The organism is Changpingibacter yushuensis, from assembly GCF_014041995.1.
Lineage (GTDB): Bacteria > Actinomycetota > Actinomycetes > Actinomycetales > Actinomycetaceae > Changpingibacter > Changpingibacter yushuensis.
Window position 1 is genome coordinate 1,014,175 of the sequence record NZ_CP059492.1, and the last position, 15,937, is coordinate 1,030,111.

Annotated in this window: 14 protein-coding genes; 10 read left to right on the forward strand and 4 right to left on the reverse strand. The window is 55.9% G+C overall.

The window, feature by feature from the left end:
• Nucleotides 1-45: 45 nt before the first annotated feature.
• Nucleotides 46-939 (forward strand): hypothetical protein, encoded by an 894-nt coding sequence (locus tag H2O17_RS04300; protein ID WP_182050512.1) that lies wholly within the window; start codon nt 46-48, stop codon nt 937-939.
• A gap of 39 nt (nt 940-978) precedes the next feature.
• On the opposite strand, the gene H2O17_RS04305 is transcribed toward H2O17_RS04300, so the two are convergent.
• On the reverse strand, nt 979-1,170 hold the full coding sequence (locus H2O17_RS04305; RefSeq protein WP_182050513.1) for a hypothetical protein: 192 nt from the start codon (nt 1,168-1,170) through the stop codon (nt 979-981).
• Nucleotides 1,171-1,212: 42 nt separating this feature from the next.
• Here H2O17_RS04305 and H2O17_RS04310 point away from each other — a divergent pair, with 42 nt between their 5' ends.
• The 9 genes from H2O17_RS04310 to H2O17_RS04350 all read left to right on the forward strand — a co-directional run bounded on the left by H2O17_RS04310 (nt 1,213) and on the right by H2O17_RS04350 (nt 10,399).
• On the forward strand, nt 1,213-1,554 hold the full coding sequence (locus H2O17_RS04310; protein WP_182050514.1) for a hypothetical protein: 342 nt from the start codon (nt 1,213-1,215) through the stop codon (nt 1,552-1,554).
• On the forward strand, nt 1,541-2,023 hold the full coding sequence (locus H2O17_RS04315; protein ID WP_182050515.1) for a hypothetical protein: 483 nt from the start codon (nt 1,541-1,543) through the stop codon (nt 2,021-2,023). The genes H2O17_RS04310 and H2O17_RS04315 overlap by 14 nt, the downstream gene beginning before the upstream one ends.
• A 22-nt stretch (nt 2,024-2,045) precedes the next feature.
• Nucleotides 2,046-2,750: a hypothetical protein gene (locus H2O17_RS04320; protein ID WP_182050516.1), complete on the forward strand. Its 705-nt coding sequence runs from the start codon at nt 2,046-2,048 to the stop codon at nt 2,748-2,750.
• 101 nt (nt 2,751-2,851) lie between these two features.
• The gene (locus tag H2O17_RS04325) at nt 2,852-3,550 is read left to right on the forward strand and encodes a hypothetical protein (RefSeq protein ID WP_182050517.1); all 699 of its coding nucleotides are present in this window, start codon (nt 2,852-2,854) and stop codon (nt 3,548-3,550) included.
• A 2-nt stretch (nt 3,551-3,552) separates the two neighbouring features.
• Complete coding sequence (locus H2O17_RS04330) at nt 3,553-4,239, forward strand: class F sortase (protein WP_182050518.1); 687 nt, start codon at nt 3,553-3,555, stop codon at nt 4,237-4,239.
• 34 nt (nt 4,240-4,273) lie between these two features.
• Nucleotides 4,274-5,983: a phosphatase PAP2 family protein gene (locus H2O17_RS04335; protein WP_182050519.1), complete on the forward strand. Its 1,710-nt coding sequence runs from the start codon at nt 4,274-4,276 to the stop codon at nt 5,981-5,983.
• 48 nt (nt 5,984-6,031) lie between these two features.
• Nucleotides 6,032-8,914, forward strand: a complete 2,883-nt coding sequence (locus H2O17_RS04340; RefSeq protein ID WP_182050520.1) for a DUF11 domain-containing protein — start codon at nt 6,032-6,034, stop codon at nt 8,912-8,914.
• Between the two features lie 220 nt (nt 8,915-9,134).
• Nucleotides 9,135-9,743 (forward strand): hypothetical protein, encoded by a 609-nt coding sequence (locus tag H2O17_RS04345; RefSeq protein WP_182050521.1) that lies wholly within the window; start codon nt 9,135-9,137, stop codon nt 9,741-9,743.
• 104 nt (nt 9,744-9,847) lie between these two features.
• Nucleotides 9,848-10,399 (forward strand): hypothetical protein, encoded by a 552-nt coding sequence (locus H2O17_RS04350; RefSeq protein ID WP_182050522.1) that lies wholly within the window; start codon nt 9,848-9,850, stop codon nt 10,397-10,399.
• 40 nt (nt 10,400-10,439) lie between these two features.
• Here the strand turns inward: H2O17_RS04350 and H2O17_RS04355 are convergent, their stop codons facing one another.
• The 3 genes from H2O17_RS04355 to H2O17_RS04365 form a co-directional block, all read right to left on the reverse strand.
• Nucleotides 10,440-10,952, reverse strand: a complete 513-nt coding sequence (locus H2O17_RS04355) for a hypothetical protein (RefSeq protein ID WP_182050523.1) — start codon at nt 10,950-10,952, stop codon at nt 10,440-10,442.
• A gap of 263 nt (nt 10,953-11,215) precedes the next feature.
• Nucleotides 11,216-13,852, reverse strand: coding sequence for a DEAD/DEAH box helicase family protein (locus H2O17_RS04360; protein ID WP_182050524.1), 2,637 nt, complete (start codon nt 13,850-13,852; stop codon nt 11,216-11,218).
• A complete protein-coding gene (locus H2O17_RS04365) occupies nt 13,852-15,837 on the reverse strand; it encodes a DNA methyltransferase (protein WP_220456824.1) in 1,986 nt (661 codons plus the stop codon). Before H2O17_RS04365 ends, H2O17_RS04360 begins: the two co-directional genes overlap by 1 nt.
• Between the last annotated feature and the right edge of the window lie 100 nt (nt 15,838-15,937).

Sequence of the window (15,937 nt, forward strand, 5' to 3'; positions counted from 1 at the left end):
GGTTGGGGCGCTCCCGCACACTAGGCCAGTGAAAGGAGCGCCCATATGACCGACTATCCCAAAGCGCCCGCTAACCCTCTCGACCTCATCACTGACGAGTTTGGTTTTCAGATGTGCATGATGACACCAGAAGTTGCTGATGTGTGGCTGCGAGAGTTCAACAACCACAACCGGCCCCTCTCAGCCCCAGTGGTGAAAACACTGGCTTCCACCATTGAAAATGGCGAGTGGAAACTCACTCACCAAGGTATCGCCATCGACAAGGACATCAACCTCATTGACGGGCAACATCGCCTCGCTGCGATTGTCTCTTCGGACACGACGATCCCGATCATGATCACGTGGGGTGTGGACCCGGATGTCTTTGATGTCATCGACACTGGACGCCGACGCTCCGGAACTGACGCCTTGGCTTTGTCCGAGTTCTCTTTCCCCAACCAGAATCTTGTTGCTTCGGTAACGAAGTTGTTGACGATCCGCAGGACCCGCACCCTTGAGAGCTTCTCAACCTCCGCAATACATCTGACCAACGCTCAGTTGCTTTCCCGACTGCGCGAGTTGAACCTTGAGGTCATGGAGGCGTCCGTGCCTATCGGGCAACGCTTCCATCTTCTCGGAGCAACGTCGGTAGGTGCCTTCACCTACGACGCACTCTGCGCTGGTGCTCCGGTTAACGTCATCTGTGATGAGTTCTTGACCCCCGTCGCAAAGCGTGTGGGGCTGCGCTCCCAGTCCGACCCCCGGTATGCGCTCTCGAGCTATATTGATCGGTCGAAGAATCGCCGCAACAACGACCGCACGCGTGCAGACGTGTACGCCACCATGTGCAAGGCGTGGAATGCGTGGGTTCGGGGCCAGGACCGCAGCATCTTTCGCGACCCGAACGCATGGGTTGACATCGTCGGACTACCCGACAGACAAACACGCTCGCACCCATGACTCTCATGACTGCGAGCGTGCTGTGTGTCAGGTGGTGGCTTATTCGGCTGTCACGTTCCAGTGCATAGAGTTGTCGGACTCGGAGTAGGTGGACTCGTCGGTGTCGTTGGAGAATCTCGTCACTGCGTCGAAGATATCCTCATCATCCCGACTTGTTTCCTGTGGTAGATCACCTTTCACGATGACCGTGTCGTCATCCGGGTTTGTCACCTCGAACGTGTGGTTGTTCATGTTCGTACGAAGGGAATACTGTCCGGGAGGCGGAGGATCGACGTGCGCTTGACGAAGTCGTGGACCTTGGATATCACCGACGGATCATCTATGTCTCCCAACGCCTGCGAGCTCATTGAGCTCATGGAGCAAGCACTGGGTGACACCGAACAGTTCTTCTGCAACAAGGTCATGAGGAACGTGCCCGGGCAGCCGGGTGCCTATGAAGGGGTGTTCGCCAACGCCTACGTGAAAGTTGACTTCTCGGGCGTCTTTGTTGTCAGTTCCATTTCGATCGAACGGGAAGGTGTCGTGGTCGACGTGGACTCATCGGGCGAACGTGAGATGCGTTTCTCAGCCTCACCGCAGCGGCCCCGCACACAACTGGGGTATGAGTATCAGTGATGACGCGGCTAGTCGCCGTGAACAGTACCGCAACCCTGTCGGACAGTTTGGTACCCAGTCGGGGGTGAATGAACCCAGCGGAGTATGCCTGTCCACACCTGAAACGTCATACGACGACACGACAGTCGACACTGCGGCAAACAACGCCCTGCGTGCCGCGTTCTGGACGGACGCCGATGAGATCAATGAGGACGGCAAACTCTCGGCGTACGACTTCTCCGATCACGCCTGCGAACAGATGACACAGGACCTGAAAGACTTCTACGCCCAAGCCGGACCCATCATCGAACGCACCGGTATGTCTGCCGACCACGTGGGCCACAACTTCTGGTTGACCCGCAACCACCATGGGACGGGTTTCTGGGATCGAGAACTCGGTGACGATGGGGACAAGCTCACCGACATTGCCCAGTCCTTCGGAGAAGTCTCACTCTTTGTCGATGACGACGGGAAGTTCGACTACGAATGAGACTGCCGCACACTACCTCGGTATGAATATCAGTGATGACGCGGCCAGCCGCCGTGAACAGTACCGCAACCCCATCGGACAGTTCGGCGCCCAGCCGGGAGTCCACTCTCTCGGACAGGTGAGCCTCAACCCGAGCCGGTTTACCGACCAGGAGCGAGAGTTCATCCAGATGGGGCGGCGGGCCAGTGCGCGTCCCTACCAGTTCTGTGACGAGCATGGCATCAGCGCCTCAGACAAGAATCATCCCATCTTCACAGGATTCGTGGGGGACACCTGTGTCACCATTGCCGTCCACCCAGGCGACGAGAGACTGGTGATGATGGAGCGCGACGGCATGTCTATGGAGGTGCGCCAACGCTCGGGTGAGAGTGAGCCCTACCGCATAGATTTCTCCAGTGCTGGGCACGCATACGTTCACACCATTGATGAGGACGGACGTGTCTTCGATAGCGTCTCATACTTGCGGACTGGAGAACTGTCGGCCAGATGCTCCGACCCCCAGTGGCGACAATACACAACAGCACACACCAATGGCGTCGACAATCTCGTGCCCGTCACCTTCATCCCCGGCAAAGAACCGGGAACCTATACCGATCCTTTCGGCAACGAAACACTCAGCCAAAGGGATGTTGACGAGCGTTTCAGCCCCACCACGTGTTGTTTCCACTCCGACTTCGATGACTCGATCTTCGAGGATACCTCTGCCTTCCTGACGGAGACTCACTAATGGCAGGGGCGCGCCCAATACCCAGCGAATGTGTGCCTACACAACCGAAACCTCTATGACAAAAACACGCATTTCGTCTGACACCCGCACACCACTAGTGAGTGAGCACCCCATACGCTGAAGAAGACCATCCACGAGACCCCCACGGGCAGTGGATGTCCACGTGCACGCGCAATAGCGCATCACGCGTGACACTCGCCGCTGCGGACACGCATTCTCCTGACGAAGAAGTCCTGCGTGCAGCACAATCCATGTTCACCAACCCTGTGCGTTCCGTCATCGAGCATCACCTCGAACCGATCGCGGGTGTGGACCACGAATACGCCGGCGTCATTGACTCCCTCCACGTGCGTCTTCACTTATCCCCATCCATGACCATCGCCGAGGCAAAGGACCCCATCCACGGTGTCGAAGCGACCATGCGCACTCACGTCTATGAAGGGTTCTCCGTGATAGTGCGTTGGATGACCGAAGAGCGGGAAGAGAGCCACCACATACTCCCTTCCGGTGAGACATGTGATGTCCTCGAGTCCCACCAGTCAGGCCGTAATGTCCGCACACGCCAGCCGAATGGGGACGTTCGTTTCGAGTTCCTGTCAGCCGATGAGGCAACCTACATCACGGCGGATGAAGAGTATCCAAACGTCTATGTCGCCCATGACGGCTCGACATACACCCAAGGCGAAGTCGACAAAACGTTCGGCCCCGAGTGTTGCTTCCATACAGATTTTGACCCCAAGGCCTTTTCTACGCCCGCCGTGTTTCATGTGTCAGGTTTTCCGCACACAAGGGAGATATGAGCATGTCGACCTTGAATACCACGCGGCCCCACAGATGGTGGGTTATCGCGCTTTCATGCGTTGTCATTCTCGCCATGGTGGGCGGCGTCTTCCTCATCTGTGAAGGATTGAAGAAGACCCCAGTGGAATCCATGCCACTTCCCACCCAGACATACTCAGTATCCCCTGAAGAAGCGATCGAATCCGCGCAGGCACAAGTCGGCGGTGACACAGATTTCAGCGTCGACGACATGACTGGCCCCTCCATCTGGATACCGGCCCTCGACGCATATGCGCCAATCGTTGCCCAAACGGCATTCGAAGATTCCAAGTACAGCGGATTTCAAACACTTGTCATTCCTTCGAACCCACAGACAGCCGCATGGTATGCGGACGGTGGGCCTTTAGCTGGTGGGACTGACGGGACAACACTCGTTGCTGCCCATGTCGCCACCGCCGCGAACAGAGGGGTCTTTTGGGGCATTGAGAACGTGTCTGCTGGCTCAGTCATATGGACAAAAGACGAAGAGGGAACCCTTCAAGAATGGGCCGTCACCCACATGTGGGTCGCCGAACACCAAGCATTCCCGCAAGAGTACTTCGCCTCCACCGGAGAGCGGCGCTTAGTTGTGACGACATGTGGGGGGAGCGTGAACGACCAGGGCTATTACGAACAGAACATCTTTCTGATTGCAACACCAGTTCTATGACCACACGCCCATGTCCTACTTTCAAGGAGTATTTGTGAACACGGCACTCACATCCCGACACGGGAAACTGTTACACGTCATGGGGTCCCTGACCCTCGTCGCCGCACTGGCCATGGGTAACATACCCGCTGCACAAGCCGCCAGCTACGACTCAGATGCAACGATCGACCAGATCGTCATGTTCTCTGACTACGACAACCTCACAGCAAACTACCCGTCGGCCATCAAGCAGAACCAGTCCATCGCTGTTTCCATCAACAACGCGAACTACAACACCTCGCGCGCAAAGACAGCTGTCTCGGATGCGTCGATCAAGTTGTCGAACGTCTCTCCGGCTCTTGGGACAAAACTGGGCGCGTATTTCAACGAACTTCTGTCCGCAGGAAAACTCCCCAAGACAAAGGCCATGCTCGAAGGGGAGACCCCCGGTATGGAAGTTGATGATGCGTCGTCCAAGACCGCAAAAACGCACTTCAATGTGGCGCGCCCCTTCACATCAAATATCGGCATCAAGAAGGTATCCTCCTCCTCGGTCTACAGCGTCGGAGCTCTCAGCTTCCCATCTGGACACGCACGGACCTTCCAAGTAGAGGCTCTCGGGCTGGCAACGCTGCTCCCTGAGCTTGCACCACAACTGTTGGCTCGCGGTGCCGAAGGTGGGGAGTCCCGGGTCGTCCTTGGCGTGCACTACCCACTCGACGTCATCGCCGGGAAAGCAATGGGCACCCGTATGGTCGCTCAGCGCTGGGCCGATAAGGACTACCGCACGAACGTCATCCTCCCCGCACAAAAGGAACTCCGGGCAGCACTCGAGTCCAAGTGTGGCATGAGTATCGCCAAGTGCGTTGCCTCCGATACTGCATGGAAGAGCGACGAGGCTTCCGTGACACAGGCAACCTCGCTCATGACCTTTGGCTTCACCAAGACAGGGAAGAGCGGTGTTGCTCTTGAGGTTCCTGAAGGCGCTGAAGATCTTCTCCTGACCACATTCCCGAACCTGACAGACGAACAGCGTCGCCAAGTTCTCGCGCTCACTGCCACCGATTCGGGTTACCCCCTCGACCTATCAGGGGCCACGAAAGTCTCTTCGAAAGTCACCTCTGAAGACATTGGTTGGACCCGTCTAAACCTGGCGACAGCTATGACCTCCACCCCAATCGTTCAGTCTGACGGCTCCATCAAGCTGTCGACCGGATCCTCCACAACAGAATCATCGACCCCCTCCGCGACACCGAGTGCATCAACAAGCCCATCTGCATCGGCCACCGCGACCTCTACCCCAACCCCAACAACCACCACGGCAGTGCCACCACTGACTGCTCGATACCGTTCCCACGTTGCCAGCCTTGGATGGCTCGGATACGTGGAGAGCACCACCAAATCAGGAGACGGAAAGCATCAAATCGAAGCTATCCGAATCAAACTCGACGGCGTGCAGGTACGCGCCCACGTGCAAAAGAAGGGCTGGACATCTTGGGTCGGTTCAGGCGAAACGGCCGGAACAACAGGGAAAGCCCTTCGCGCCGAAGCCATCAGCATCAAGCTGACCGGTACGAATGCGTCCAAGTACGACATCTACTACCGCGTGGAGGTTGACGGACTCGGATGGCTCGGATGGGCCAAAAACGGCGCGAACGCTGGCACCACCGGCTACGCGAAAAAGATGCTCAACTACCAAGTTGTCGTTGTTGCAAAGGGTAGCGCTGCTCCCGGATCAACAAGCGGGGCTGTCAAGTCCAAGTAGGTCTGCGCGGACTCTTTACGCGCACACACCAAAAAGAAAGGAAACCAGATGAGTCCCACAACACTCAAGAGGCCTTCCCGGCTTCTTGCGGGGATCACTGCGCTGATGTTGACGGGAAGTGCACTCGCGCTCCCAGTCGCGGCATTAGCCGTTTCAAACCCGGCAGAAACGCTGGGCGCGGCGGCACAACCGTTCTATGCCTACGTGAAGGCAGGAGAAACTGTCTCTGTTAAGGTCGATACGGCCGAAGCAAGCTGGGTCCGCGACAACACCGGCGCTCAGACCAACCTTGTCAAGGGTAAGGTCACTGAGCTTGAAGCCACCTCCGATGGTGTGTGGCAAATCTTCGTTGGCGGTGACCGCGTCGCAACCTCGGTGACACCCAAGGAATTGCAGCCATTTGATATTCAAGTGATGAGCGGACAGTCCGAACAAGAAGGACGCATCTGGACCGAGCGTCTCTCGATGCTCCAGGATGGTGGTTCTTCCGTCCAAGACGGCGCTGACCTGACCTTCTGGGCGATCAACGACTCAGGCTACGAGTACAAGATCGACCTCGCCAACTACAACGGTGTGAACTCGGCTATCGAGTTCGATGCCGTGGGTAACGTGGAAGATGACTCGTGCATCTCTTCGTTCGCCTCCGCTGAGATCGCAGGCGACGGCGATGAATGGGAGGTTCGTCCCGATTGCGCCGGAAAGTACCGGTTGTTCTTTGAAGAGCCGTCTTCCGAGTTGCCTGACCAAGCAACCGTCGTCAACTCCTACAGTGCTGACGGGGCGAATAAGACCGTGTGGGTCAAGCCTGATCCGTTGGACGCGGCTGCGCTGGTATCGGGAACGACACTCAGCTTCACCCAAGGCAGCAATCCAGCATCCCTTGGCGGCACGTTCAACATCTCTGTCCCCGAACGTTTCTCCGGCACCGCGATTCTCGAAATCGACGTTGATGGCAATGGCTCCTACGACGACGACATTGACGTGTCTCATCGTGTGGCAGCATTCGACTCCAGCACGAGCACCTCTGCCCACTGGACGTGGGATGGTACAGATGGTCAGGGCAACGCAATCAATGCGTGCACTGCCACCCCATCAGCTCGCGTCGTCTTCGACCGAGTGGGAACCGTCCATGTCCTGTCTGAAGACGTGGAAAACCGTTCTGGTGGCATCACGATCACCAAGATCAACGGTGACCAAGCCGGAGACACGACCGTCTACTGGAACGATTCTGACTTGGGCGACACCTACTCCAACGCGGATGGAACCCAGCGCACCCGTATCGACGTGGAAGCAAACCGTGTCAACAACTCCCAAACGGGTGTTGATTCATCGGCAGGCGTCCACAAGTGGTCTGCTCCAACCAGTAGCTCGAACATGTCGTGGGGCGACCGACGCATGATCGACGACTGGACCTACACGATCCTCCCTGAAGGAACGGCAGCTGCTTCTGTTGCTGTGGCATCGACACTCGATTCCTGCTCTTCACTGGCCATCGAAAAGGAAGCTGTCTCCACAACCAACATCACTGACACAACCGCGACCGTGCAGTGGCTTGTCACTGCACACAACACCTCGGATGTGACCGCGACCGACGTTGTTGCCGCCGATGTTTTCCCGGAAGGGATTGTCGACGGGCAGACCGAAGTCCTCAACGTTTCCGCCGGCACGTTTGACGTCGAAACGGGTGTCTGGACGATCGGAACGATGGAAGCTGGGGGCGAGGAGTCTCTCGCCTTCACAACCGTCGTCGAGCGCGACAAGGATGCAGAGACCACCGTGACCAACCGTGTGTCGATCGCCAACCCTGACAACCCCTTCGGGCCGGAGAACGAGGACCAGTGCACCGACGACACGCTCAACCAGTGTGACGAAGACACGGTGACGATTCCGCCAACACAGACGGCAACACTCGCCATCGAAAAGAAGGCTGTTTCCACCTCGGACATCACCGATACAACTGCAACTGTTGAGTGGCTCATTACCGCTCACAACACCTCGGACGTAACCGCGACCGACGTTGTTGCCAGCGATGTCTTCCCGGAAGGGATTCTCGATGGACAGACCGAGCTCGTGGGAGTCTCCACAGGCACGTTTGATACCGAAACTGGCGAATGGACCATTGGGACCATGGATGCTGGTGCACAAGCAACCTTGTCGTTCACGACTGTTGTCGAGCGCGACAAGGACGCAAACACGACGATCACTAACCGTGTGTCGATCGCCAACCCTGACAACCCCTTTGGCCCGGAGGACGAGGACCAGTGCACCGACGACACACTCAACCAGTGTGACGAGGACGCTGTCACGATTCCGCCAACACAGACGGCAACTCTCGCCATCGAGAAGGCCGCCGTCGACGTCACAGACGTAACCGACACAACCGCAACTGTTGAGTGGCTCATTACCGCTCACAACACCTCGGACGTAACCGCGACCGACGTTGTTGCCACCGACGTTTTCCCGCAAGGGATTCTCGATGGACAGACGGAGCTTCTCGATGTCTCAGTCGGAACATTCGATGCTGATGCAGGCGTGTGGACGATCGGAACCATGGAAGCCGGACAGCGTGAAACCTTGAGCTTCACAACTGTTGTCGAGCGCGACAAGTCCGCAGAGACCACGGTCACCAATCGTGTGTCGATCGCCAACCCTGACAACCCCTTCGGGCCGGAGGACGAGAACCAGTGCACCGACGACACACTCAACCAGTGTGACCAGGACACGGTTGTTATCCCGGTGACGACACCAGAAACTCCCGCTACCCCCGAAAGTGGTGGCGGAAAGGGTGCTGTCACTGGCGTGGCCTTTGACGAGACCAACCCGGCCCTTGTCGGACTCGGCGTGTTGCTTGCGCTGGGAGCAGCCGGTGGAGGCGTCTATCTCTACCGTAAGAATCGCAATCACACACTCAGCACCGACGACACTGAGTAATCTTCCCTAACCGAAACAGGGGACGTTTCCAGTCGATTCTGGGAACGTCCCCTGTTTCGTGTGCGGTACGAGGCGCCCCACACATAACGCCTAGAACGACGACACTGACCGCGTCGCCCAACTGGAAAGGGACACCCCCCGACCTCTTCCGACAGATCTCGACATGATCCGGTTTAACGACAGCGGTGAATTGCCCCGGCTACCCGCACACAAAGAAGGTATGACCACACACCTTGAATACGCCGCCATCGTCAACCTCGCGTTGGGCGTGGACGAGCATCCAGACCAGTACAATCTCACCGCCTTCCATGAGGAAGGGTATTCCGGACTCAACGGCATCGTTGATGGGCACGACGTGACGTTGATCCACGATGCCGACGGGAGCATCACAATCCTTATCTTCGATGAAAGTGGCGTCGGAAAGCAGATGCAGATTGTTCATAGCGCCGATGGGGGAGCCTCCTACCACCTGAGCCTCGACAATGTCGGCGCGATCAGGCACATGTCCGAAGCATCTGGGGCGAGCCTGGACTACATTGGCGGACCACGCCCCACCTCTGATGTCTCCATCCGGCGTATCTCGCCAACCGGTGATGTCAGCTTTGAGTACTTCTCCCATGAGGGAGGACAGTCAATCTGCGTCAGTGGGCGCTCAGGTCTCCCCGGCTCGTATGTGGCGACAAACATCGTGTCTCACGACGTTCGAGTCCTCACCCAAGAGTCTCTCGACCAGATGTTCGGTCCCCAATGTTGCTTCCACTCCTCATTCGACGAGGCAACATTCGATGAGAACGCCGCCTTCCTCCGTGAGGGTAGTGCTCGGCTATGACTGTCACCTGCCACGAGTCCACTTCTACGCTTCCTTCTTCTGTACAGGTGTCTCTCGCGCATCTCATCACGCGTGACCCGTGGGATTTCCAACGATCGTGCGGGATGGGAATGTTCACGGAAGAGGAAGAGAGCGGGTTCTCCGGCACGATCGGTGAGCTCCGCATCGGTTATGTGTGCCACCGGGGAGAACAGTGTGTCGTCATTGAACGCGCCAACCATGCGGTGTTTGCACTGACCACCCGTACAGACGGATTCATCTGCGAGGTACCCAACCACTTCACATACGAAGTTCACGGGGGCATCACCTATGAGACCATCCATGGAGCATCGCATTCCCTGAACATTCGCGTCACGTTCTCTCACGAACGCGTCCGTCTGCGTCACATCGCACCGTTCACGCTCGAGGTTGATAACACGCAGCCCAATCCCATCCTCGACGTCTGCCCGTCGGAGGATGGTTCGGGGTCGTACACCGTGTATGACAGGGACGCCGGCACATCACAGATAATCGACCAGGACGAGGTTGACCGTCGCTTCGGTCCCGAATGCTGTCTGCATTCCAGCTTCGACACGTCGGTATTCGACACCTTGAAGAATTATGTTCTCACGGGTGAGTCCGAGCTTCATTTGCTGGGCTTCGGACGCAGTATTTGATGGCTCAAGCTCGGCCAGTTCAATAGGATTCAGAACGCTCCTAATAGGCTTGGTCGGTAGCCTCGTCAAGCGTAGGCACTGAGTCATGCATGTCTTCGGCGTAATACATGACATCGGACAGCAACGTGTATGCTTTATCGAGCATCGTGGCTAGATCTGGGAAATCCACGTATTCTTTGGTTTCCGGAAGAGATCCTGCGCATCGGAACGCCGTTCCGGATCTGTCAGCCTCATGTAACATCACGATCATGTTTTCGACCGATTTCGGGAACGGTTCTGGCAGGTCCAGCGCCGTGTAGTGCTTCTTCACTTGGTCCAAAAGCTTGTGGAGATCGTGCCCCAGCTTGTTCTTCAAGTATTCTTCTGAGTCGGATTGCCTGAGCTCAGGTGCTCGCCCGTCCACGTAATTGGCTCTCAGCGCGACAAAGCACCGAATCATGTTCTTCAACTGAAGCTCGAACGCCTGTCGGTAAAGAGTCGCACAAGCGGTCAGGATGGATGCAAGAACCCAGCCGGAGCGGGATCGCCGGATTACGTTGATACCGGCTATCAACTGGGATTTCTCGCTGGCCCAGTTGCTTGGGGATCGGGCTGCCTAACCGTCGAGAGTAGGGTTCTTCGCTATCGCGGCTGGCTTCCGTAGAGGGGTGAACCAGTCGGGATTTCGCGCGCAGTAATAGCTAAGCAGCAGATAGCTACAACAGAAATAACTAGCGTAAACGTCGCGCTGCTCCTTTCCCGCAGGAGTTCGGGAGAAAGGAACAGCGCAAAGACGTGCTAACGATCAGAGTGCCGCGTTTACAAGGCTCCTATTTGTCAGATATCTGTTGCGGCTTTGAGTGCATCCCGGAATTCGGACATGCGGTTCTCCTGGTTGTAGAACGGCAGGCCGATGATTCTGTAGTCGGTATTGTCGACGTAGATGGTGTGCGGGATAGCGTTCTGCTCGATGGCGAGCAAGAATTCTTCCTTCCATTTGTCGGTTTCGAGTAGGTGCGTACCCTTCGGCTCCACGTAGATCTGTTGCTGCTGGTAGGGCTGGCCCTTCCGGCGCAAGAAGAGGAGGAAGTCGGGTTCGAATCGTTCGCCGGTCTCAAACGAGTAGATGGCGAGCGGCGCCAGCCGTTCGTTGCGCACCAGGCAAACCTCGTCGTAGCGCTGTTTGAGGTCGTCGACAACGGTCGAGAAGTACTTGACGAAGGATTTCTCTTCGCTGGTGCCATAGTTGTCGTTGTAGACATACCATTCGGCGTTTTCAAGGTTAACGCGACGGATGGAATCAGGATCGCTGCTTTGGCTAGTTCCGATCCCACCTTCGACCGGATTCGCGATCTGTAGGCGCTTGTTGCGTAGTACCTCGTTCAACCGTTTGGCTTCGAACTGATGCGTGCCACGGTAGGTGACCTTGATGCCTGCCATGTAGCTGGCGACGGCTCGGAAGACTATGTCTAGGCCAGTCCTCAAGTCAGCCGCAGTGAGGTCTACAGTGTCGCTTTGGAAGGTGATCTCAGTTTCGCCGAGGTAGTCGCTAGACGTGATGAACTCGCGGGTCGATTCCAAGTGAGGGAAATAGTGCTTGAGCGCCTCGAAGCGGAGTGCGTCGTAACGCGCCAACGATCCCAAGGTCACATTCAATGGCATCTCGTTGATCCTACGGCGGATCGTATGCACCTTCGGATTCTCGGACTTGTCTGTTTGCTCGGTGGCTGTATCGAAGAGACTAACGAGCCGTGAGGGGGCGTGGCGGACATCGCGTTGGTAGATCGCCGACTTGACCCGGTTCTCCAGTTGGGTCACTCCATCCCGGGAGACTTCCTCGCGGCTGTTACTGAACACCATCGCGTTGTGGTAGAAGTCAGTCTGTTTGAACGACGATTTGAGTTCGTAAGTGACTTCGGTGACCTCATCAGGCAGTAAGCCTGTTTCACGTAGCGCGAGGCGTAGCTCGGTGATGTACTTCGAGTCCTGCTTGGAGTGGTAGAGCAGGGTTTCAAGGAGCCGGTTGGGGCTGTCAAGGTCGTGATCGTACTTGCGGACGGACTTGTCTGCCTGGTCGCGATCAATGGACTCGTTTTCAAGAAGGAACGGGAAGTAGCGCGCTCCGCGCCCGATCAACTGAGCTTCCTTGATCGTGTACGCGCCGGGCTTGCCTGCTTTGCCTCCCTGACGAGTTTCGTAGAGGCGGACGATGTCGTAGAGGTTTAGGACGTCCCAGCCTTCGTTGAGCATGTCGACCGTGAAGATGATCCGATACGGGTTGGAGTGATCTTCGAGGGAGTTCACTGCCAACTGCTTCTCAGTCGAGTTGTCGGTCGAGCCATTCATGATGATGGCGTTCTCTTCAGCAAACCCCTGCTGGATGCTTGAGCGCAGGGAGCGTAGGCTCGGATCCTTCTCCTGGAAATAGCCGATGGCTTGTTTCATCAGGCCGTCGGTGGCCAAGTCCTGGATTTCGGACTCGGTGAGTCGTTGGAGTCGCTGGAAGAACTGGTCGTAGAACGCTTTCGAATCATCGATCCTTTGCGACTTCAACAAAACAACCGGTTTCGAGTACACGCCACCATCAGCGAACAGTGCACGGCGATACTCAGACAAGATCAGTGATTGAAGAGTCCTTCCCCAGGGATCGAAGACAGATTGGAAGTTCTGGAAGTCCTTCGTGAACCCAGACTCGCGGAATCGCGCCAGCGGGTAGTCAAAGACAATCTTGTCCTTGTACTTCCGAAGAATGTTGCGGTCACGCAGATCGACAGTCGCCGTGAACTCCAGCAGCACATTATACCGGTTACCTAGAAAGGCCGAGATGACCGTGTATTCCCATGAGCGGTCCTCCTCGTCCTCGGACTTCGTGGCCCTCTTCGTTCGCGTATTCACGTGGTGTGACTCGTCAGAAATCATCACCACCGGTGCATCCTCGAAGTCATCGCTTGTGAGCGCGTTTTCCTTCGGATCAAGGAAATCCATGTGCAGTTTTTGCGTCGTCGAGAAACAGAGGTTGATAGCGTTCGGATCGGCGGCAGCGAAGTTGTTGACCTCGTTGATGGGAACCCGCATACCATCGATCTCAATTGACTCGGCGAACAGATACTTCGCTGAAGCCGAGTCCAAGAAGTTGGCTTTGGTTTTCTCGATGATGTTCGTTTGATTCACGAAGAACAGGAAGTTGCGGTATCCGAGCGAGTAGTAATGCAGGATCAGGCCAGCCATCATCACGGTCTTACCTGAACCGGTCGCCATGTGGTAAAGCAAGTGCGTCTGTCGGTTCTTCGAGAAGTTCTCGTTGCTCAGATATTCGAGCGTGTTTGAGAACGCGTGCTCTTGGTATTCGCGCAACTCGATGTGCGGGGCGAGATTCTGCTCGATGTGGGCAGGTAGCTCGTGTCGATTCCCGAAGTCATAGAAGAGGTCGAGTTGCTGGAACAGGAGCATGTCTTGGGTAGTTGGGACGCTCATCATTCGCCCTTCTGGTAGAAGGACTTCGTGAACGCGACGTCAGCCTCCGACAAGCCGAGGTCAGCATCTTCGACTTCTGCGGCGTTGACGTACAGCCGGTTCTTGTCGACCAGCTCAGCCACGGTCATTTTCTGGTCGTCGAAGGACAGCTCCGCGAACTCCGACGCGGAAGTTGCTAGTTCGTCGGGCAGGACAGATGGTCGCAGCAGGCCACGCTCAGTCGCTCGATCGAGTACCAGCTGAACCTCATCCGTAGTTGTGGCGTTCCGCAGTTCGCTCATCAGCTGCTCGCCCTGCTCGGCAAGCTCGACGTAGACGAACGAGCCGCCCCCATTCCATCCGACGCTCTTGCTAACCCCAGACTTGTCACCATGGATCACTTTGCGCAATCGGACAAGAGGGCTGTTGTTTCCATAGTCAAGCTGTTCGATACCTATGTATCTGCGGCCCATTTTATGTGCGACGGCAGCCGTCGTACCAGAACCGAGATGGTAATCGAGAACCAAATCACCCGGATTTGTGTTCAAAGCAATAATGCGTTGAAGGATTTTCTCAGGCTTCTTCCCTCCTTTTAATGTAACGCCCCCCTCAGCTGCAATGCCTTCGTACGGGGTATCAGACCATATGTTTGTAACCTGCATGCTAGGCACAAGCTCATTATCGATCTTGCGGACCTTCTTCGAATAGAATGCCAATTCCTGGCCGTTATTTACGTATACGGTGTACTGGTTTTCTCGTTCGATAACAATAATGTTCTCACCCGCCTGCCTTGAGGCGTCACGTGCCGCTACAACTTGAGCACCAGCCTTATCGCTAATAGCCGTGTAGCGGAACACCGAGTCATTGTGCTGCAAAGCAAATTCAGCTGCCATTTCCTCGACTGCGGCTTTGCCGAGCTGTCCCCGCATTTTTACTACGCTGGAAAATCCGTTCTGTTCTGCGAGGTAGTCGTAAATGCTTACGATTCTCCATTCGTCAGGCGCTTCACCTTTGTTCGTTACGTAGTACTTATAGTTGTTGTCCCACTCTGTGGCCACATACTGTGTGTTGTATCGCCACTGACGCTTATCCTTTCCGAACGCAAGAACATACTCCGCTGTTTCGAAGACTCCAGCGTTTACGCTCGCGAATCCCGAGGGCGACTTTGTGCGGACAGTGATCTTGTTAAGGAAGTTCTCCTCGCCGAATACTTCTTTTAGCAAGAGATGCAGTTCGGCAACTCCATCATCACTTATTTGAACGAATATGGCTCCGTCTGGAGTGAGGAGCCGACGGGCCAACTGCAATCGGTTTTCCATGAACGTTAGCCAGGTGCTCTTCTTGAATTTGCTGTTGTAAGCAAAGGTGTCTTCAGCTCTTGCCGCATTGAAGTAGTAAGGCGGGTCGATGTAAATGCACTTGACTTGGCCTTCGTACCGTTCTAGCAGTGAGCTCAGGGCGAGCAGATTGTTGCCTTTGATGAGAAGGTTGTCGTGCTCATCGAACTCAGTAACGTGTTCTTCCCCTTCTGCCGTGTATCGAGTCGCGTTGCTGAAAGCTTTGGGGGCTAGGAGTCGGCCTATTTCGTCTGGTGCGAGTGTTTCGTTGTAGAAGATTTCGTCGCGTTTTTCGTCTTCTTTGTCTTGACCACCTTCGAGTACGCAGTCTTTGTATGGCCATACGAGGGAGACTTCGGTCGAGGAGGTGAGTAGGTCGTGGTCGTTGACGGAGAGGCCGATCTTGTTGCGATAGCTGGTGTAGCTGTCGGGTAGGAATTCTTTGGAGTTGACGACCCACATGAATTTCTCTTGGTCGAAGATAGTGATCCCATCTACGTCTTTGAAAAAGTGTCCTTTCAGAACCGATGAGGCCATGAGCAGGCGAATCAGTTGTGAGTCGAGCTGGCTAACAGCGTCCTGGATTCGTGGTTTGAGTAGTTGCCCCTCTTGGGTAACGAAACGTTCATCGCTTTTGAGGATAGTTTCAAGTTCTTGGAGAAACTTCAATGTGCGGCCTCTTCCTTCATAGTTAGGGTTGTTGTTAGTTGCGCGTCCATCTGTCTGCAAGGAGCGCATGAACTTTTGACAAGCAACCGAATGGCTGCGT

What these genes read in the sequence shown, in the direction of transcription:
- H2O17_RS04300 (WP_182050512.1), top strand. Translation starts at nt 46, where the DNA reads ATGACCGACTATCCCAAAGCGCCCGCTAACCCTCTCGACCTCATCACT.
- H2O17_RS04305 (WP_182050513.1), bottom strand. Translation starts at nt 1,170, where the DNA reads ATGAACAACCACACGTTCGAGGTGACAAACCCGGATGACGACACGGTC.
- H2O17_RS04315 (WP_182050515.1), top strand. Translation starts at nt 1,541, where the DNA reads ATGAGTATCAGTGATGACGCGGCTAGTCGCCGTGAACAGTACCGCAAC.
- H2O17_RS04320 (WP_182050516.1), top strand. Translation starts at nt 2,046, where the DNA reads ATGAATATCAGTGATGACGCGGCCAGCCGCCGTGAACAGTACCGCAAC.
- H2O17_RS04330 (WP_182050518.1), top strand. Translation starts at nt 3,553, where the DNA reads ATGTCGACCTTGAATACCACGCGGCCCCACAGATGGTGGGTTATCGCG.
- H2O17_RS04340 (WP_182050520.1), top strand. Translation starts at nt 6,032, where the DNA reads ATGAGTCCCACAACACTCAAGAGGCCTTCCCGGCTTCTTGCGGGGATC.
- H2O17_RS04345 (WP_182050521.1), top strand. Translation starts at nt 9,135, where the DNA reads ATGACCACACACCTTGAATACGCCGCCATCGTCAACCTCGCGTTGGGC.
- H2O17_RS04350 (WP_182050522.1), top strand. Translation starts at nt 9,848, where the DNA reads ATGGGAATGTTCACGGAAGAGGAAGAGAGCGGGTTCTCCGGCACGATC.
- H2O17_RS04360 (WP_182050524.1), bottom strand. Translation starts at nt 13,852, where the DNA reads ATGAGCGTCCCAACTACCCAAGACATGCTCCTGTTCCAGCAACTCGAC.